Consider the following 20,636-nt stretch of genomic DNA (forward strand, 5'->3'; position numbering starts at 1 on the left):
CATATATAGTGTAATAAGTAATTCAATGAAAAATAAAATATTTTTTCTTATCGTTTTTGTTTTTGCTGTTTTTGGATGTAAAAATGATGATGATGTTCAGGTGCGTACTGGAGATATAAAAATAACGGTACTAACAGAAAGCAATGCTATATTTTCAGGTGCTATTGTTAAAATATTACCTAATGATATTGAAAAAATCACAAATGAAAGTGGAGAGGTGTTTTTCGAGGATTTATCCGAAGGAACCTATACTATTATTGTTAGCGTTCCTGGTGATACAATAAATGAAGAGTTTGTCATAGAGCCTGACCAACTTAACTTACTGACCATTATAGTAGATGATATAACGGTTATTGAACCAGATCCTTTAGATATTAATTTTCTTATTAATACTATTTATGCTAGATTAAAAGATGACACGCTTTTTGATTCTGGTGGTTACTCAATGTATTGGGGGGACATAGGTGTAGATGTAGTTTCGACCAATACTACAGTTTCTTCTAATTATAGAGATTTAGATAAATTTGAACTCTCGCCAACTAATACGATTATAAATGATGTTTGGGTTAGCCACTATGAAACTATAATAGAGGCTAATACAGGAATAGAATTTCTTGAGTCAATTGATCCGATTTCCAATCCAGAGATAGACAAAGAATTACTTACTGGTGAATTGAGATTTTTAAGAGCATTATTATATTTTAATTTAGTAAAATTGTATGGTAATCCGGTTTTGACTACTTCTGGAAATAATATTGATATTAATAATCCTCCTGTTTTTATTCAGGATACGGAGCAAGTCTATGATTTGATCATTGCGGATTTAGAATATGCTCAAGAGAATCTGGTAGTTTCCGGTCCAAATAATAGAGCATCAGTTGCAGCTGCTGAAGCGTTACTGGGTAAGGTATATATCCAAATGGCAGGTTTTCCGCTTTTTCAAACCGATAAGTATCAGAAAGCATTAGAGCAATTTGAAAAACTTCGAGGTAGGTTTAATTTAGAACCGAATTATGAAGATGTATTTGATGTGTTAAATGAAGTGAATAATAGTGAGATTATTTTTTCAATAGATTTTAGTGCGGATAACCCTAACGAAGGGAGTAATTATGGTGTGCTTTGGGGGCCTTTGGGATTAGCTATAGAAGACAATCTAATATTAGTTCCTAGTTTTGTAGAAAATTATTTTGAAGGTCCCATAAATTTCCCAATAAATACGAATGATCAGAGATTTAATCAAAATATAGCAACTTTTACAGTACAAAATGGTATTGCAACAAACACTGAAGATATAGCTAATTGGAGACCTTATAAATTTAAAAAAGATGTATCATCACCAGTTATTAGAAATGGTGAATCTTTTGATTTTCCTTATTTACGTTATGCAGATATTCTTTTGTTGCTTGCTGAAGCAGAAAATGCAATTAATGGACCTACTCCAGCTGCTTATGATGCAATTAATACAGTTAGAAGACGTGCCTTTGGTTCTGTAGACTATGAATTAGCAGAGGGTTTAAATCAAGAAGAGTTTTTAGATGCAATTCTGAACGAACGCCAGTTGGAGTTGTGTTTCGAAGGGCATCGTAAAGATGATCTTATAAGAACGCAAAAATTAGAATCAACAATTAATTCATTTAATATTGACAATCCAGAGAATATAAAAGATTTTCAATCTCATGAGTTTATTTGGCCAATACCACAGATCGAGATTGATCTAAATCCCAACACAATCCAAAATCCTGGGTATTGATTGCTTCAGAAGAATATTTGTTTTTTCTAGTTTTATTTCAAATAGTAATCTAGAAGTATCGAGAGTGTTTGAAAAGGTATTATTACATTTGCCGGAATGATTTTACGGATTACTATACTTTTTTTTATTGTTTACCTTCAGGGTTTTGCACAATACAAAGACCAGACAGGTGCCGATTACAGTAAAGCGCATTACAGCTTCGATGTAAATAACTTCTACGGGACTATTCTGAAGCATAATCCTGATATATCACATTTGATTACAGGACATCCGTCAGGAGTTATTCTTTCTGTAAATCGAAAAACTTTTGGGAATAAGAAATGGCAGCGATTGTATAATTCTCCGGATTATGGAGTATCGTTTATCTATCAAAATATGGATAACGAATTTTTGGGGGAAAACTATGGGCTTTATGCACATTATAATTTTTATTTCCTTAAGCGTATTTTGATGTTACGATTAGGTCAAGGGATAGCGTATACAACAAATCCTTATGACGAAGATAATAACTTTAGAAATGTAGCCTATGGCTCTCATTTTATGAGCTCTACTTTTGCAATGTTAAACCTAAAAAGGGAAAATATAATTGGCGGACTTGGTTTGCAAACAGGACTAGGAGTGATTCATTATTCTAATGCAAATTTTAAAGCACCTAATAAAAGTACGAATACCTTTGTTTTTAATGTTGGGCTTAATTATGTGTTGGATACTGAATATGCTGAATACGTTGAAAAGGGGAAAGGCGCTGTTAGAGGCTCAGAACCTATTGGTTATGGAGTTATTTTTCGAGGAGGAGTCAATGAGAGTGATGTTGTAGGATCTGGTCAATATCCGTTTTATACTATAGCTGCTTTTGTTGATAAACGCTTAAATAAAAAGAGTAGCATTCAGTTAGGAGCAGAATTATTTTTTTCAGAAGCTTTAGAAAGATTTATAGATTTTAGATCTACAGGTGATTTTGAAGATGGAACCACAGGTGATGAAGATTCAAAAAGAATAGGTGTGTTTTTAGGACACGAATTAAGAATTAATAAAATATCAATACTTACTCAATTAGGCTATTATGCTTATTATCCCTATGATTTTGAGGGACAGGTATATAATCGTTTCGGAGCACGATATTATTTCAATAAAAATATGTTTGGATCAATTACAGTAAGGTCGCACGCAGCTAAGGCCGAAGCTGTAGAGTTTTCAATTGGATACAGATTATGAAAAGAATAACCCTCATAGTATCAATGTTTTTAGTAATCGCTTGCGATACGGAAAACGCTTTAGACTGTTTTCAAAGAACAGGAGACATTATAAGACAAGAAGTTGAGGTCTCTGATTTTACAAGAATTTTAGTTAATCCAGGTGTTGAACTAATCTTAAAAGAAGGGGAAATAACTTCAGTGATTATAGAAACTGGTGACAACTTACTGGATGAAGTATCTGCTGTTGTAGAAGGAGATCGTTTAATTTTAAGCAATACAAACGATTGTAATTTTGTTAGAGATTTTAATCAAACCAAAATTTTTGTTACCGCTCCTAACATTACAGAAATTAGGAGTGAAACACAGTTTGATATTTCTTCCGATGGAGTTTTAAGATTTCCTTCGTTGCGATTGTTGTCCGAGGATTTTAATGAAGATAATGGAGGTAATACTACTGGTACTTTTACTATGGAAATTGATACTGAAATATTGTCTGTTGTAGGGAATAATATTGCTTCTTTCTTTGTAAAAGGGAATGTTGCAAATCTATATGTTGGTTTCTTCTCGGGAACCGGAAGGTTCGAAGGAGCTGATCTAATAGCTCAAAATATAGAAATCTTTCATCGAGGGACTAATAAGATAATTGTAAATCCTCGGCAATCGATTAAAGGGGAGATACTAAGTACGGGAGACGTTATTTCCATAAATAGACCTTCAACAATAGAGGTTGAAGAATTTTTTACCGGTAGATTGATATTTCAATAAGTTATATTTTTGTTTCTATAAAGGAGTATTCTCCATTGTGCTAAAAACCTTGAGTTTTCTTTGTTCGGGTTGTTGTTTTATTTGCGAGATTTTTATAGATATCTTCCGCGCTGTTAGATTTCTCTTAACTCTACATTTTCAAGTGTTTTTATATTATTTTTTTGTTTCGATTGCTATAGTTTTTTGGTTTTTTTACAGAGAAACACTTACACTAATACCGTAAAAGTATTGCGTCTTTGTTGTTGCGTAATGTGGTTAATAATTCATAAATTGAAGTAATCCTTCCATTAGAATACCCCCATTATAAAACCTAAGGAATTGCGCTATGAAAGAACAAGAAAATATAGAGGTAAACCCTATTTCAAATGATAGAGAAAATTATTTAAAGAAGGAGTTGTATGATCTTATCAAAAAGGATGATTCAATTTTTGAATTCTTACAAGATGCAGCAATTGATGGACTTTGGTTTTGGGACTTAGACGAACCGGAAAATGAATGGATGAATCCTAAGTTCTGGATTACGTTAGGATATGATCCGAATAAAATGCCTCATAAATCATCCGCTTGGCAAGATATTATTAATAAAGATGACCTAAAACGAGTATACGCCAATTTTTCTAAACATTCACAGGATCCATCCTATCCATTTGATCAAATTGTAAGATATCGTCATAAATTTGGTCATACAGTTTGGATTAAATGTAGAGGCATAATTTTACGGGATGATAATGGAACGCCCAGAAAAATGCTTGGTGCACATACCGATATTACTAAATTAAAAAAAGCAGAACAAGATCTTAGAAAACAATTAAATTACTTTGAGCATATCATCGATGGTACTGATTTAGGTACTTGGCGCTGGAATGTGCAAACAGGAGAAACTATTTTTAATGAGCGTTGGGCAGAAATTATCGGTTACTCGCTTTATGAGTTAGAACCAACTACTATTAATACTTGGATGAAATACTCTCATCCTGAAGATCTTGAGAAATCTAATGAACTTTTACAAGAACATTTTGACGGAAAAACTTCAATTTATGAATGTGAAGCTAGAATGAAACATAAAAATGGAGAGTATGTATGGGTACTGGATAAAGGCAGAGTAGTAAGTTGGGATGATCAAGGAAACCCTGAATGGATGATAGGATCACATCAGGAAATTACCAAAAAGAAAAAGGATTTTGAGCGTAATAGACTTTTTATTGAACAGACTCCAAGTGCAATTGCTATGTTTGATACTAAAATGAATTATTTAGCTGCATCAAAAAAGTGGTTTGAGGTATATGATATAAAAGACCGAAATGTAATTGGGAAATCGCATTTTGCTGTGTTACCTGAAATTGCTGAAAAATGGAAGTCTAATTATCAGAAATGTCTTGAAGGAGAAGCTATTAAGAATGATGAAGAATGTGTGGAAAGAAAAGATGGAACTATACAATGGTTATCTTGGGAACTTCGTCCCTGGTATTCTGATGAAAACAAAGTAGGTGGATTAATATTTCACACCTCGGATATTACAAAAATAAAAAGAGAACAAGAGCTGAAATCTTTACTGAAAGTAGCAGAAGGCCAAAATAAAAGATTGAAAAATTTTGCCCATATTGTTTCGCATAATCTTAAATCTCATTCAGGGAATTTTGAGATGCTTTTGGATTTGTTTTTTCAGGAGAACCCAGACATGCAGCATAATGAAATTGCTCAACTTTTTAAGACTGCATCACAAAACCTTTCAGAAACCATTTCACATTTAAATGAAGTAGTATTAATAAATACTTCTATAAACGAAAGTTTAGTGTCCATAGATTTAAAAAAGTCTATTGATGAGGCCACAAGAAGTGTGCAGGCAATTGCAATTGAGTCTAATGTGATTATAAATAATAATGTCGAGGAAGGGATTAAAGTATTAGCTATTCCTGCATATTTGGATAGTATATTACTTAATTTTATTACCAATGGAATTAAATATAGCTCCAAAAAAAGAGATAGTTATGTCACCTTGAGTACGATTAAGAAAAATGGAAAAGTAGTTTTGTCTATCGAGGATAATGGACTTGGTATTGATCTTGAGAAACATAGATCCAAGTTATTTGGCATGTATAAAACATTTCATCCTAGCATAGAAAAATCCAGAGGTATAGGTTTATTTATAACCAAAAATCAGGTGGAAGCTATTGGAGGTCGAATTGAAGTTGAGAGCAAAGTGAATTCGGGTACAACTTTTAAAATTTTTATGAAATATGAGAAAGATTGATGTTGCCTGTGTAATTGATGATGATCCAATTTTTGTTTTCGGTATTAAACGAATAATAAAGATTATTGGATTTTGTAATAATCTTTTGGTTTTTAAAAATGGAAAAGAAGCGTTGGATAACTTAAAGTCTATTATTTCTGAAAACCAAAATGTCCCGGATGTTATTTTGTTAGATTTAAATATGCCGATATTAGATGGTTGGCAGTTTTTAGATGAGTTTGTTAAAATCCCTTGTAAAAAGAAAATAACAATTTATATAGTTTCTTCATCTGTTGATCCCGAAGATGTGCTTAGAGCAAAGTCTTATGAAAGTGTTTGTGATTATATTGTAAAACCTGTTACTGTGGAAACGCTAAAAGAAGTATTACAAGATTTTGAAAATGCTAGATAGATATACTTATTCTCAAAATCTAATTTGTCAACTCCCTAAATAAACTCTCTAAATCTTTATTTTTTCTTGAAAGTTGAAGAATTTTCAACTCATTATCATGTGCAAAATCAAAAACAACAGAGCGCATATCTGTTGTTGTATCAAATATGAGTTGATAGACAAATCCATGAATGTTCTTAACATTTTTTATGTGGTCAAGTTTTAGTAAGAAAGCTTCCTCAACTCGATAGTCAAACTCGACTTCAATAATCTGATCCGTTTGATCCATCATTTCGTTTAAGTTCTTGTCAGCTACTATTGTGCCTTGATCAATTATAATAACGCGATCACACATGGCTTCGACTTCTTGCATGATATGTGTAGAAAGGAAAACGGTTTTTTCCTTGCCAACGGATTTAATTAGTTCTCTAATCTCTACCAGTTGATTTGGATCAAGACCTGTGGTAGGTTCGTCCAGGATTAAAACTTTTGGATCGTGTAATAATGCACAAGCTAACCCTACCCTTTGACGATACCCTTTAGACAATTGACTTATTTTTTTATTTGATTCTGGTGTAAGACTGGTTAATTTGATTACTTCTTCTATTCTGGATTTTGAAATTTTGTAAACCTGAGCATTAAACGATAAATATTCTCTTACGTACATTTCCAAATACAAAGGATTATGTTCTGGAAGATAACCTACACTCGTTTGTACATCAATTGGTTGTGTGTTTATATCAAAACCATTTACCAATGCTTTTCCTTCTGAAGGATCCAAATATGTGGTTAGGATTTTCATCATTGTAGACTTGCCAGCACCATTAGGGCCTAAAAAACCAACAATTTCTCCTTCATTTACTTCAAAAGAAACTTCTTTTAAAGCATTTTGGTCATCATATATCTTAGAAATATTCGAAACTGAAATCGACATGAAATAAATTTTATCAAAAATAGACAATTAAGTTTCCTATGCTAACGGGTTTTAGTGATATTTATGTTTTGATCAAATATAAAACTCAGAAGAATGTTTGATTTCTTTTAAAACAAACGTACTGTTCAAAACACCAATATTCTCAATTTTGGAAAGCTTCGTCTTAACAAAATCATGGTATTCTTCCAGACTTTTGGTATGGATTTTTAAGATAAAATCAACTTGCCCAGCCATATGATAGCATTCCTGAACTTCATCTAAATTCTGAATCTGTTCTTCGAATTTCTCAATAAAAGCTTCATTATGATATCGCATAGAAACCTGACAGATAGTAGTTATTGATCTGTCTATTAGTTTTTTATCAAGAATTGCGACATACTTTTTAATAAAACCTTGTTTCTCTAATCGTCTAACTCTTTCATAAACAGGAGATGGTGTTAGATTGAGAATCGTGGCAATTTCTTTGGCCGTTTTTTTAGAATCTCTCTGAAGAATTCTAAGAATTGTTATATCTGTTTGGTCTAATTGTTCCATTGATAGCGGTTAAAAATTACTTCAAAATATAGTAGTATACTTATTAATAAAGTAAATATAACTACATAATATTAAATATAAAGGAATAATTACTTAGTTATTTGATTTATTCGGATATAAAAGTTGCTATTAGTACTTTAGTGAGTGAATAATACTTAAAGAGTGTTAAAATTTTAAGAATGAAGATGGATACAAAAATTTTAGTAATTGGAGCAAATGGTCAACTTGGTTCTGTATTGACAAAAGAACTTAGAAAAAAATATACGATAGAAAATGTAATAGCTTCAGATCTTAAAGAAGATAATAATCATAAAGGCATATTTGAAGTTATAGACGCCACGGACAGGAATAGAATTCAAGAAGTTGTAGAGAGATATAGTATAACCCAAATATATCATTTAGCCGCAATTTTATCAGCGAAAGGTGAAGAAACTCCATTAGCCACTTGGGATATCAATATGAAGACTTTGTTTAATGTTCTGGAAGTTTCTAGAAAGAATAACATTGATAAAGTGTTTTTTCCAAGTTCGATTGCAGTTTTTGGCGAGGGTGCGCCTTTAGAGAATACACCGGATGATGCGTATCTTAATCCAGCTACAGTATATGGTATAAGTAAAGCTGCTGGAGAAAATTGGGCACAATACTATTTTATGAGATATGGTTTGGATGTTAGATCTATTCGATATCCTGGAGTTATTGGGTATCAATCACTACCTGGAGGTGGAACGACAGATTATGCAGTAGATATTTACCATAAAGCAGTATTAAAAGAAGAATTTAATTGTTTTTTGAAAGAGGATGCAATGCTTCCTATGATTTTTATGGATGATGCAATAAGAGCTACAATAGAACTAATGGAAGCTCCAAAGGAAAGTATTACCATAAGGACTTCCTATAATATTGCAGGAATTAGCTTTTCTCCTGAAGAAGTTGTTGCTGAAATTCGTAAATTATATCCTGATTTTAAAGTAAATTATAAACCGGATTTCAGACAGGAAATTGCTTCGAGATGGCCAAGATCAATTGATGATGCTTCTGCAACCAAAGATTGGGGATGGCAACCAGAGTTTAATCTGAAAGATATTACAGAGATAATGACCCAAAAATTACAAGAGAAATATAAAAAAGGTTCAAGAAATAAGGAGATTTTAATGTTTTAATTTTTCTTTTCTTGCTAACTTATAAATACTAAAAATAAAGAATACCAATCATGTTTTCAAATATAAAAGACGACTTACAAAAAGAAATAGAAGGGATTAAATCAGCTGGATTATATAAATCCGAAAGAATAATTACAACTCCACAAGGAGCGGAAATAGATACTACAAATACAAAACACGTATTGAATTTTTGTGCAAACAACTATCTAGGCCTTTCATCTCATCCTGATGTTATTAAAGCAGGTAAAGATGCAATTGATTCTCATGGATATGGATTGTCTTCTGTACGTTTTATTTGTGGAACACAAGATATTCATAAAGAATTAGAGCATAAGACTGCAGAGTTTTTAGGGATGGAAGATTGTATTTTATATGCAGCAGCTTTTGATGCGAATGGAGGTCTTTTTGAACCAATTCTTACTGCAGAAGATGCTATTATTTCAGATTCTCTGAATCACGCATCTATTATTGACGGAATTCGCTTGTGTAAAGCAAAGCGCTTTAGATATGAGCACAATAATATGGTAGATCTTGAAAAACAACTTCAATCTGCTAAAGGGTCAAGAAGAATATTGATCGTAACCGATGGTTCCTTTTCTATGGATGGTACGATTGCGCAATTAGATAAAATTTGTGATTTAGCGGATACTTACGAAGCAATGGTAATGATAGATGAGTGTCATTCTACAGGTTTTCTAGGTAAAACCGGTCGTGGAACTCACGAATATCGCAATGTAATGGGAAGAATAGATATTATCACCGGAACATATGGTAAAGCACTTGGAGGCGCTTCAGGCGGATTTACAGCAGCCAGAAAGGAAATTGTAGAAATGCTAAGACAACGCTCCAGACCTTATTTGTTTTCTAACACAGTGGCTCCATCAATAGTGGGAGCATCCATTAAGGTGCTAGATTTGCTTAGCTCGTCAACAGCACTTAGAGATAAACTAGAAGAAAATACTAAGTATTTCAGATCAAAAATGACTGCTGCAGGATTTGATATTGTGCCGGGAGATCATCCAATCGTTCCGGTTATGTTATATGAAGCAACACTAGCACAAGAATTTGCTGCCAAATTACTAGATGAAGGTATTTATGTTATTGGATTCTTTTATCCAGTAGTACCACAAGGAAAAGCTCGAATTAGAGTGCAATTATCAGCTGGACATGATCGTGAGCATCTTGAAAAAGCAGTAAAAGCATTTACTAAAGTAGGTAAAGAACTGGGAGTAATATAATTACTAACGTTTGTTAGTAGTTTAAAACATAGAAGATTCTTATTATATTGGATTATTTATTTAAAATATTTCATTGATTCTAATTAAAAATTTGATATTTAATGATAATAGGTAGGAATCGATGAAAAAAACGAAAATTTATTTTCTATAGTTATAGTTTTAGCTACTTTAGCAGCGTAATAAAGAAACAACAATGAGCAATTTGTTTACTTGGAACCGATTTTATTTTTTCTTCTTTTATTTTAAAAGTAGGAACGGGATCGCTATGTAAATAAATCAGCAAAATTTATAAAACTAGAATCCCGATGAAAAGTCGGGATTTTTTTTTGAAATAAAAATATATAACGTTTGAGAAAGAAGGTTGCCATACAAGGAATAAAAGGATCGTATCATCACGGAGTTGCGCAAGCATATTTTGGTAATGAAGTGGATGTAAATGAATGTATGTCGTTTCAAGAACTTGTTCATAGTTTAGAGAATCAGAAAAGTACGGATGCAGTAATGGCAATAGAGAATTCTATCGCAGGATCTATTATTCCTAATTATGCGTATATCGATGAGCATGATTTAACTATTTGTGGAGAGTATTTTCAACCTATTCATCATTGTTTGATGGCATTAGATGGACAAGAAATTTCAGATATAAAAGAAGTGTATTCTCATCCTATGGCGTTGCTTCAGTGCAAAGAGTTTTTTAGAGGGCTACCACATATCAAGTTGGTAGAAGATGCAGATACTGCGGATGTAGCAAAAAGAATTAAAGAACAACAACTGAAAGGTGTAGCAGCAGTTGCAGGAGAAACGGCAGCCAATATTTATAAGCTCAATGTTTTGGCAAAAGAGATTCAAACAATTAAATCCAATAGTACAAGATTCTTTATACTGAATACAAAAGAGGATTCAGGTGTTGATAGCAATGAAATTAATAAGGCATCCTTAAAATTTCTAACAGATCATAAAAGAGGAAGTTTAGCCACTGTGCTTAATGTAATGAGTGATTGTAGATTAAATCTTACTAAAATTCAATCATTACCTGTTATTGACATGCCTTGGAAATATTCCTTCTTTGTAGATGTTACTTTTAATAATTACGAAGATTATCAAAAAGCTATTTCAATATTAAAAATCATGGCTTTGGAGCTTAAAATTTTAGGAGAATATAAAAATCAAAACGGATGAGCATTCAGACGGCAAAACGCTTAGAAACAGTGGAGGAGTATTATTTCTCTAAAAAATTACGTGAGGTAAGAGCACTAGCGGCTTCAGGAAAGCCTATTTTGAATATGGCTATTGGAAGTCCCGATTTAGATCCGCCTAAAGAAGTAGTACAAGCCATACAAAGCGCTGTAGTTTTAGATGGAGCTCATAAATATCAGAGCTATCAAGGGTTGCCTGAGTTAAGACAAGCTATTGCAGGTTTTTATAATAATAAATATAAAGTAGTTCTAAATCCCGAAAATGAGATTCTACCTTTAATGGGATCCAAAGAAGGGATTATGCATATATCATTGGCGTATCTTAATGAAGGAGATGAGGTGCTAGTTCCTAATCCAGGGTATCCAACATATACATCTGTTACTAATTTGGTTGGGGCAAAGCCTGTATTTTATGATTTAGTTGCTTCTAATGGATGGGAGCCGGATTTTGAAGCTTTGTCAAAAAAAGATTTAAGCAAAGTAAAAATTATGTGGATTAACTATCCTCATATGCCTACAGGCGCTAATGGAAATATTAATTTGTTTAAGAAATTAATTGCATTCGCCAAAGAACATAACATCTTGTTGGTTAAGGATAATCCATATAGTTTTATCTTAAACGATAGTCCAATCAGTATCTTATCGATTGATGGAGCTAAAGAGGTGGCGCTAGAATTAAACTCTTTGAGTAAGACTTTTAATATGGCTGGATGGCGAGTAGGAATGGTAAGCGGAAGCCAGGATAAAATAGAAGCTATCCTAAAAGTAAAAAGCAATATGGATAGCGGAATGTTTCAGGGTATTCAAAAAGGTGCGGTTGCTGCACTAAATATTTCAGATAATTGGTATTCAGAAATGAATGCTATTTATGCCCAAAGAAGAGAACTTATTTGGGAATTAGCTTCCGTTTTAGGCTGTACGTATGATAAAACAGCAACGGGAATGTTTGTTTGGGCAAAATTACCTAATGGAATAAATGCAATGGAGTTTATTGATGATATACTATATAAAAAAGACATATTCATAACTCCTGGCGATATCTTTGGAAGCAATGGAGAAGGATATATTCGTTTCTCATTATGTGTAACTAAAGAGAATATAAGAGAAGCAATTGGGAGATTCAATAAAGAAGAATTGCAGTTTGCGAATAATAGTATCGTAAATCAAAAATCGTAACTCGTAAATAGAATGAAAGTATTCGTAATAGGAATAGGATTAATTGGAGGGTCTTTTGCAATTGATATCAAAGCAGCTTTTAATGAAGCAGAAATTTATGGTATTGATAAAAATGAAGAACATCTTGATAAAGCTATTTCATTAGGCCTGATAGATAAAAAATCTAATTTCGAGGAATTAGATACAGCTGATGTGGTAATTACATCAATTCCTGTAGATGTTACAGTAAAAATATTGCCAGAGATTTTGGATAAGATAAATGATGAATGTCTGGTATTTGATGTAGGGTCAACCAAAAAGAAATTATGTAGTTCCGTAAGTGATCACCCAAAACGAAGGAATTATCTAGCAGCACACCCTATCGCTGGTACCGAGTTTTCTGGACCACAGGCCGCAATTGCTAATTTATATCGAGGTAAGACTAATATCATTTGCGAAGTAGAAAAGACCGCGTTTAAATTGCAGGAACGAGGAATGGAGATTTTTACCAGATTGGGAATGAGAATTCGATATATGGATCCTGCCTCGCACGATAAACATATCGCATACGTTTCTCATTTGTCGCATATCAGTTCGTTTATGTTAGGAAAAACCGTAATCGAAAAAGAAAAGAACGAAAGAGATATTTTTGATATGGCAGGAAGTGGATTTGCTTCAACTGTTCGATTAGCAAAGAGTTCTCCAGAAATGTGGGCGCCAATTTTTAAGCATAATAAGGAGAATGTAATTGAGACTTTAAATGAATATATAGCAAACCTTACCCAATTTAAGGAGCTCATGGAAGAAGATAATTTCGTTGAAATCTATAAGGAAATGGAAGATACGAACCATATAAAAACAATCTTAAAAGGAATATCATAAAATAACCACATAAAATAAAATACTAATAGAGAATAAAAAATAGAGATGGAGAATAAGAAAGAACTTAGAAACTGGTTAGACGAATATAATTTGGATCATCCTTTAGTAATAGGAGGTCCTTGCAGTGCAGAGACAGAAGAGCAAGTAGTTAAAATTGCGCATCAGCTTAAGGAATCAGATGCTACCGTTTTGCGTGCAGGAATCTGGAAGCCAAGAACAAGACCCGGTAATTTTGAAGGAGTTGGAGCTTTAGGATTAAAATGGTTGCAACGTGCCAAAGAAGAAACCGGGATGAAAATTGCGACAGAAGTTGCAAATCCTCATCACGTAGAATTGGCTTTGGAGCATGGTGTAGATGTATTATGGATTGGAGCAAGAAGTACAGTTTCTCCTTTTATCGTGCAGGATATTGCAGAAGCTTGTAGAGGAATCGATAATCCAGTTTTGATAAAGAATCCGATAAACCCAGATTTATCCCTTTGGCTAGGAGCTGTAGAGCGCTTTTATACGTGTGACGTTAAAAACCTAGGAGTGATTCATAGAGGGTTTTCTACTTATGAAAAAACAAAATATCGTAACATTCCAGAATGGCAGATACCTATCGATTTGCAAAACCGTTTTCCGGATCTACCTTTGATTTTGGATCCATCACACATCGCGGGAAGAAGAGATTTGATCTTTGATCTATCGCAAACAGCATTGGATCTTAATTTTGATGGATTAATTGTAGAAACACACTATGATCCGGATAATGCTTGGAGTGATGCTGCACAGCAAATTACACCAGATACTTTAATTCAACATATGAAAGACTTAAAAATCCGTAAAGAAGTTGGTGTAGATGAGGCATATCAAAGAACCTTAAATGAATTACGTGCAAAAATTGATGTAGCTGACAATCAACTACTAGATATTTTATCTAAAAGAATGAAAATTTCAGACGAGATTGGTAAAGCTAAGGCAAAACAAAATGTAGCTATATTACAATCCAAACGTTGGAATGAAATTCTAGGGAAGATGATTTTGGAAGGAGAAGAAAAAGGATTAAGTGAAGAGTTTATGTTAAGAATATATAAGGCGATTCACCAGGAATCAATCAATCATCAGAAAAAAGTTGCCAAATCTTAAATATGTATAATACCTATTTGATATAGAGATTTATTCGCATCTTTGCGTCTATGACAGGTACTGTATATAAATCTACCGGAAGTTGGTATACCGTTAAAGCAGATAATGGTAAGGTATATGAATGCCGAATTAAAGGTAAATTTAGAATTAAAGGTATTAAAAGTACCAATCCCGTATCGGTAGGTGATAGAGTGGATTTTAAGCTGGAAACTGATAATGATACAGAAACCGGTGTAATCGAAAATATCAGAGAACGCCAGAATTATATCATCCGAAAATCGGTTAATCTTTCAAAACAAACCCACATCATTGCTGCAAACATTGATGTGGTTTTTTTATTAATTACGCTTAATAACCCTCCTACGTTTACTGCATTTATAGATCGTTTTTTAGTAACTGCAGAAGCCTATGATATTAAAGCGGTATTACTATTTAATAAAATAGATACGTATGATGAGGATGAACTTCTTGAAATAAAATATTTAGCAGCTTTATACAGGGAAATAGGCTATGAATGTATTGGTATCTCAGCAAAAACAGGTAAGAATATTGATAAGGTAAAAACATTAATGGAAGGAAAAGTAAGTATGTTTTCCGGACATAGTGGCGTAGGTAAATCTACATTGGTTAATTTAATCGAACCTGATCTATCCTTAAAAACAGCTGAGATTAGTGATCAGCATCAGCAAGGCCAGCATACCACTACTTTTGCAGAAATGTATGACCTTAGTTTTGATGCTAAAATTATTGATACTCCTGGTATTAAAGGTTTCGGAATCGTGGATATGGATAAGGAAGAGGTTGGAGATTACTTTCCAGAGTTTTTTGAACTTAAACAACAATGTAAGTTTAATAACTGTCTACATATAAATGAACCTAAATGTGCTGTAAAAGAGGCATTAGATAACGAAGAAATTGCCTGGTCACGTTATAAAAGTTACTTGCAGATTTTAGAAGGAGAAGAAGAGAATTATAGGAAAAATCACTACGATAATGAAAATTAATTATTTTTTTTGCATTTAGATGGTAACATTTCCTTTCCATAAGACACATACATAATGAGAGCTGTTGTTCAAAGAGTTTCTGAAGCTTCTGTTGAGGTTGAAGGAGAAAAGATTTCACAAATAGATCGTGGACTTTTAATCTTGATAGGTATCGAAGAAGAAGATACTAAAGAAGATATTGTATGGTTGTCTGGAAAAGTAAGTCGATTAAGAATATTTGAAGATAATAATGGTGTAATGAATAAAAGTGTTCTTGATATAAATGGTGAAGCTATAGTCGTAAGTCAATTTACATTACATGCCAGTACACGTAAAGGAAATCGACCAAGTTATATCAAGGCAGCAAGACCAGAAACTGCAATTCCTTTGTATGAAGAATTTGTAAAACAACTAGAGTTAGAATTAGGTAAAAACATTGGAACTGGTGTATTTGGAGCAGATATGAAAGTATCACTTCTCAATGATGGACCCGTAACCATAATTATAGATACTAAAAACAAAGAATAATAACCACCCCAAAATAAAATTTTATATGCAAAAAAAAGTACAACTAATCCTGGTTGCCGTTTTCTTATGTGTTTCTGCGAAATTTAATGCTCAAGATGACCTTAGTCTGCAAGCCATACTGATTGATTCGGTACTTACCAAAAATGCCAATGCTATCGTAAGATCAGAAGATGTTGTGATTAGTATTAATTCAATAAATTCTGTAACTGTAAAAACGAAAAGAGTAGTTACTGTATTAAATAAATATGGAGATCGTCACGCTGATTCTTACGAACCTTATGATCCCGAAACTAAAATAAAAAAAGCAGAAGCAATTGTTTATGATGCTTTAGGTCAGGAGATTAAAAAATTTAAAAGGAAAGATTTTAGTGACAGAAGTATGTATGATGGATTTTCTCTTATTGGAGATAATCGGTTTATATACTTTGAACATACACCTATTAATTACCCTTATACAATGGTTTACGAAAGTGAAGTTGAAACTAAAAGCTCTGCTTTTATAGAGCCTTGGTTTCCAATAGCTAATTACAACCTAAGTGTTGAAAAAGCTTCGTATACTGTAGTTAATCCAAAGAAAATTCCTTTAAGAACGAAAGAGAAAACCTTTAAAGGGTATCCAATAGAAATTAAAAGGGGAGATCAGGAAATATCGTATGTGTTATCTAAAGTTCCAGCGCTTAGGAAAGAATATAAAAGTCCATCTTTTACAGAGTTAGTACCTAACGGAAAAGTTACCCTAGGAAACTTTTCTTTGGTAAATGTTGAGGGTACTGCTAATGACTGGAAAACAATGGGTAAGTGGCAATATAATAATTTAGTTTCAGGAAGAGATAAGTTACCAGAATCCGTGATTAGTAAAGTGTCTGAATTAGTTGCAGATGCAGATTCTAATAAAGAAAAGGCAAAACGGATTTATGAATATGTGCAAAATAAAACGAGATATATCAGTGTACAATTAGGTATTGGTGGATGGATGCCAATGCAGGCTGAAGATGTGGATAGATTAGGGTACGGAGATTGCAAAGCTTTAACGAATTACACCAAAGCACTATTAGAAAGCCAAAATATACCTTCATATTATACCATAGTGTATGGAGATTCTGATAAAAGAGACATAGATGCTGATTTTGCTTCGATGCAAGGTAATCATGTGATATTGAATATACCCGATGAAGAAGAGGATATTTGGTTAGAGTGTACCAGTCAGACAGCACCGTTTAATTTTATAGGCGATTTTACGGATGATAGAAATGTGCTGGTAGTTAAACCTCAAGGAGGGGAAATTAGAAGAACCAAGAAGTATACACCAGAAGAAAATACATTGTACACGACTGCAACAATTTCCTTACAGTCAGATGCATCTATCGAAGCAGAAGTAGTGTCCTTGTCTAAGGGTTTACAATACGATTGGAGATATTTAACAAAGTTAAAGCCAATTAAGGATCAAAAGCTACACTATAAAGAATACTGGGATTATATTAATAATCTTAACATTTTATCATTGGAATTAGAGGATGATAAAAACAACATTAAGTATCAGGAGAAAGTTAAAGTGAACGCTACTAATTATGCAACAAAAGCAGGTAGTAGATTGTTGGTAATACCCAATTTTTTTAATCGTGTAAGTAGTAAAATGACAAAGTATGAAGACAGAAAAACCCCATTGGTAATTTCCAGAGGGTATGTAGATACTGATGAATATATAATTAATATACCTGCAGGATATTTGATTAATAAGCTTCCAGAAGAAAAGGTTTTTGAAACAGCTTTTGGTATATATAACAACAGTCTTGAAAAAATAGATGAATCTACACTGAAGTATACCAGAAAGCTTAGAATCAACGACGGTACCTATCCAAAAGAAAAATATGAAGAATATAGACAGTTCATGTCTAAAATTCGTAATGCAGATAAATCAAAAATAGTACTTAAACAACAATAATAAAACAATAAATATCGATGAAAAAAATACATAAAATAATTGGGGTCATATGTATGGTGCTGACTATTCATATGTCAGCTCAAGAATATAAATTTGGAAAGGTTTCTAAGGAAGAATTATTAGAAAAAGCATATCCCTTAGATAGCGCTGCGAATGCTGCCGTATTGTATGAATGCAAGAAAGTAAGTGTAAAGTATGATACCAATAAAGGTTTCCAGTTGGTAACGGATGTTTTTAAAAGAGTCAAACTATACAATAAAGATGGGTTCGATTATGCTTCAGAAGAATTGTTTTTGTATAAAAATAAGAATAATAAAGAAACCGTAATGGGTTTAAAAGGCGCTACATTTACATTGGTTGATGGTAAAATAAAGGAGACTAAACTTAAGAAGGATGGTGTTTTTAAAAGTGAGTTTTCCGAATATTATAATCAACAAAAATTCACGATGCCGTCTATAGAAGAAGGATCCGTAATTGAGTATAAATATAGAGTTATTTCACCTTTTTTATCTTCTATTGATAGAATTTACTTGCAGTATAAGATTCCTATTAAAAAAATAGAAGTAAAAGTAGAATCACCGGAATATTATAGTTATAAGAAGTTTTCTACAGGGTATTTACCGGTTAATTTAAAAGAATCTAGTTTTAATGATAAGATTACTTTTAATAATAAAGTTAGAACCAGACCTCATCAAGGTGTTGGTAATGGAACAAAATATTATCAAAATACTGTTGATTTTAGAGTAAAGCAGGATAATATAGAGTCTATTAATGTTCCAGCATTCAAAGAAGAACCTTATTCTGGCAATGTACAGAATTATATTTCATCTTTAAGTTATGAACTGTCATTTGTTAAATTTCCAAATGAGGCTATAGATTATCGATCTACTACTTGGGAAGATGTAACTAAAAAAATCTATAAGAGTCCTAGTTTTGGAGATGAATTAAAGAAAATAACGTATTATAAAGAAGATGTAAATAACCTTATTCAAGGAGCAACAAATCAAGTGGAAAAGGTAAGTTTGATTTATAATTTTGTAAAAAGCAAAATGAATTGGAATAAGAAACGAGGTGTATATACTAGAAAAGGAGTTAAGAAAGCATATAAAGAGGGTACGGGTAATGCTTCAGAAATTAATTTAATGCTTACTTCGATGCTTACTTATGCCAAGATAGATGCAAATCCTGTAATAGCAAGTACTAGTGATAGATTGATGTCACTTTTTCCGACATTAAACGGATTTAATTATGTACTCACCAGAGTTAAACTTGCTGATGGTAGTATTTTTTATTTAGATGCTACAGATAAGTATGGAGTGCCAAATGTTTTGCCTAATAGAATTATAAAAGGAATGGGTAGAGTAATTGCTAAAAACGGAACATCCCAGATGGTGAATTTCAGACCCACAAAACCTTCTGCGAATATATATCAGATGCAATGCCAAATTGATGACCAAGGAATAGCAAAAGGGAAGGTTAGTATTAATCATAGGGACTACTTGGCTCATAACTTTAGAGCGGCATATGCAGGAAAGGATGATGAGAGTAAAGCAAAGCGTTTTGAAAAAAGATATGGAATTACTGAGCTTGAGGAATACACTATAAAAGGTGTTAAAGAATATGGTAAAGGTGTCAATGAAAGATTCAATTTTACAATTGAAGATCAAATTGAAGCAATAGATGATGAGATATTCTTTTCTCCTTTATTATTTTTGAGGGATAAAGAAAATGTTTTTAAATCAGACGACAGAAAATATCCAATAGATTTTGGATATGGTTTTTCAAATAAATATATGGTGAACCTTAAAATACCAGAAGGGTACGAAGTTGTGGAGTATCCCAAAGCATCGGCATTTAAACTGCCGGATAATATGGGTAAATTTTCCTTTAGATCTACAGTGTCTAATGGGGTAATTCAGGTTGTTGTCGATGAGACCATTACTACTCCAATAATTCCAGCAAATTATTATCCTGCTATTAAGGAATTTTATAATCAGGTTATAAAGAAAGAAAACGAACAGGTAGTTCTTAAAAAAATATAAGATGAACATTCAAAATGCTCAGAAAGCGGTAGACGACTGGATTAAAAATCATGGTGTTAGATATTTTAACGAGCTGACAAATATGGCTCAGCTAACAGAAGAAGTTGGGGAAGTAGCCAGGATAATAGCGCGTAGGTATGGTGAACAAAGTGAAAAGGAAAGTGATAAGAATAAAGATTTAGGAGAAGAGTTAGCTGATGTGATGTTTGTAGTCTTGTGTCTTGCTAATCAGACTGGAGTAGATCTTCAGGATGCATTCGATAAAAAGCTAGATATTAAAACAAAAAGAGACCACGATCGCCATCATAATAACGATAAATTAAAATAATGTTTAAATCAATTGTTTCTTCGAAAAGATATTGGGTTTCTGTACTCTTACTAGGGCTTGTTTTTATAGTACTATTTAGTGTTATTGAACACCTCATGCAATATGGAGGTTTAGCATTGGATACTTTTATAGATGAAAAAATAAATAATGGCCTTTGGATACGATATCTATTGTCCCGAATCGTTGGAGGATTATTGTATGGGATGATTTTAGGGTATTATTTTGAATTAAGAAAACGCAAATCGAACCAATAA

19 protein-coding genes are annotated in these 20,636 nt (G+C 32.7%); 17 read left to right on the top strand and 2 right to left on the bottom strand.

Features of this window, described 5'->3' with window-relative positions:
- Positions 1–25 precede the first annotated feature (25 nt).
- The 5 genes from Q0910_RS08545 (at position 26) to Q0910_RS08565 (ending at position 6,353) form a co-directional block, all read left to right on the top strand.
- Positions 26–1,750, top strand: coding sequence for a RagB/SusD family nutrient uptake outer membrane protein (locus Q0910_RS08545; protein ID WP_299214878.1), 1,725 nt, complete (start codon positions 26–28; stop codon positions 1,748–1,750).
- Between the two features lie 96 nt (positions 1,751–1,846).
- On the top strand, positions 1,847–2,965 hold the full coding sequence (locus Q0910_RS08550; RefSeq protein ID WP_299214880.1) for an acyloxyacyl hydrolase: 1,119 nt from the start codon (positions 1,847–1,849) through the stop codon (positions 2,963–2,965).
- A complete protein-coding gene (locus Q0910_RS08555; protein ID WP_299214883.1) occupies positions 2,962–3,711 on the top strand; it encodes a head GIN domain-containing protein in 750 nt (249 codons plus the stop codon). Before Q0910_RS08550 ends, Q0910_RS08555 begins: the two co-directional genes overlap by 4 nt.
- Positions 3,712–4,036: 325 nt before the next feature.
- A complete protein-coding gene (locus Q0910_RS08560; RefSeq protein WP_299214886.1) occupies positions 4,037–5,962 on the top strand; it encodes a PAS domain-containing protein in 1,926 nt (641 codons plus the stop codon).
- Entirely contained in the window at positions 5,949–6,353 is a 405-nt protein-coding gene (locus Q0910_RS08565; protein ID WP_299214889.1) for a response regulator, read from the top strand. Before Q0910_RS08560 ends, Q0910_RS08565 begins: the two co-directional genes overlap by 14 nt.
- Positions 6,354–6,372: 19 nt before the next feature.
- Here the strand turns inward: Q0910_RS08565 and gldA are convergent, their stop codons facing one another.
- Together gldA and Q0910_RS08575 are read right to left on the bottom strand one after the other, a co-directional pair.
- Positions 6,373–7,266 (bottom strand): gliding motility-associated ABC transporter ATP-binding subunit GldA, encoded by an 894-nt coding sequence (gldA, locus tag Q0910_RS08570; protein ID WP_299214892.1) that lies wholly within the window; start codon positions 7,264–7,266, stop codon positions 6,373–6,375.
- Between the two features lie 72 nt (positions 7,267–7,338).
- Positions 7,339–7,800 (bottom strand): Lrp/AsnC family transcriptional regulator, encoded by a 462-nt coding sequence (locus tag Q0910_RS08575; protein ID WP_299214895.1) that lies wholly within the window; start codon positions 7,798–7,800, stop codon positions 7,339–7,341.
- Positions 7,801–7,979: 179 nt separating this feature from the next.
- Between Q0910_RS08575 and Q0910_RS08580 the strand changes: the two genes are divergently transcribed.
- From Q0910_RS08580 to Q0910_RS08635, 12 genes are all read left to right on the top strand, one after another.
- Entirely contained in the window at positions 7,980–8,960 is a 981-nt protein-coding gene (locus tag Q0910_RS08580; RefSeq protein ID WP_366142652.1) for an NAD-dependent epimerase/dehydratase family protein, read from the top strand.
- A 50-nt stretch (positions 8,961–9,010) separates the two neighbouring features.
- The gene (kbl, locus tag Q0910_RS08585; protein WP_299214898.1) at positions 9,011–10,198 is read left to right on the top strand and encodes a glycine C-acetyltransferase; all 1,188 of its coding nucleotides are present in this window, start codon (positions 9,011–9,013) and stop codon (positions 10,196–10,198) included.
- A 348-nt stretch (positions 10,199–10,546) separates the two neighbouring features.
- A complete protein-coding gene (locus Q0910_RS08590) occupies positions 10,547–11,377 on the top strand; it encodes a prephenate dehydratase (RefSeq protein WP_299214901.1) in 831 nt (276 codons plus the stop codon).
- Positions 11,374–12,570 (top strand): aminotransferase class I/II-fold pyridoxal phosphate-dependent enzyme, encoded by a 1,197-nt coding sequence (locus Q0910_RS08595; RefSeq protein WP_299214904.1) that lies wholly within the window; start codon positions 11,374–11,376, stop codon positions 12,568–12,570. Before Q0910_RS08590 ends, Q0910_RS08595 begins: the two co-directional genes overlap by 4 nt.
- 12 nt (positions 12,571–12,582) lie before the next feature.
- Complete coding sequence (locus tag Q0910_RS08600) at positions 12,583–13,431, top strand: prephenate dehydrogenase (RefSeq protein ID WP_299214908.1); 849 nt, start codon at positions 12,583–12,585, stop codon at positions 13,429–13,431.
- A gap of 45 nt (positions 13,432–13,476) precedes the next feature.
- Entirely contained in the window at positions 13,477–14,559 is a 1,083-nt protein-coding gene (locus Q0910_RS08605) for a bifunctional 3-deoxy-7-phosphoheptulonate synthase/chorismate mutase type II (RefSeq protein ID WP_299214911.1), read from the top strand.
- A gap of 50 nt (positions 14,560–14,609) precedes the next feature.
- On the top strand, positions 14,610–15,563 hold the full coding sequence (gene rsgA / locus Q0910_RS08610) for a ribosome small subunit-dependent GTPase A (protein ID WP_299214914.1): 954 nt from the start codon (positions 14,610–14,612) through the stop codon (positions 15,561–15,563).
- Between the two features lie 54 nt (positions 15,564–15,617).
- Positions 15,618–16,070: a D-aminoacyl-tRNA deacylase gene (gene dtd, locus Q0910_RS08615; protein ID WP_299214917.1), complete on the top strand. Its 453-nt coding sequence runs from the start codon at positions 15,618–15,620 to the stop codon at positions 16,068–16,070.
- Between the two features lie 25 nt (positions 16,071–16,095).
- A complete protein-coding gene (locus Q0910_RS08620; protein WP_299214920.1) occupies positions 16,096–18,012 on the top strand; it encodes a DUF3857 domain-containing protein in 1,917 nt (638 codons plus the stop codon).
- A 17-nt stretch (positions 18,013–18,029) separates the two neighbouring features.
- The gene (locus Q0910_RS08625; protein WP_299214922.1) at positions 18,030–20,054 is read left to right on the top strand and encodes a transglutaminase domain-containing protein; all 2,025 of its coding nucleotides are present in this window, start codon (positions 18,030–18,032) and stop codon (positions 20,052–20,054) included.
- A gap of 1 nt (position 20,055) precedes the next feature.
- A complete protein-coding gene (locus Q0910_RS08630; protein ID WP_299214925.1) occupies positions 20,056–20,382 on the top strand; it encodes a nucleotide pyrophosphohydrolase in 327 nt (108 codons plus the stop codon).
- Positions 20,382–20,636 carry a hypothetical protein gene (locus Q0910_RS08635; protein WP_299214928.1) on the top strand — a complete coding sequence of 85 codons (255 nt, stop codon included), beginning with the start codon at positions 20,382–20,384 and terminating at the stop codon, positions 20,634–20,636. Before Q0910_RS08630 ends, Q0910_RS08635 begins: the two co-directional genes overlap by 1 nt.

The organism is uncultured Aquimarina sp. (assembly GCF_947495315.1).
Taxonomy (GTDB): Bacteria; Bacteroidota; Bacteroidia; order Flavobacteriales; family Flavobacteriaceae; genus Aquimarina.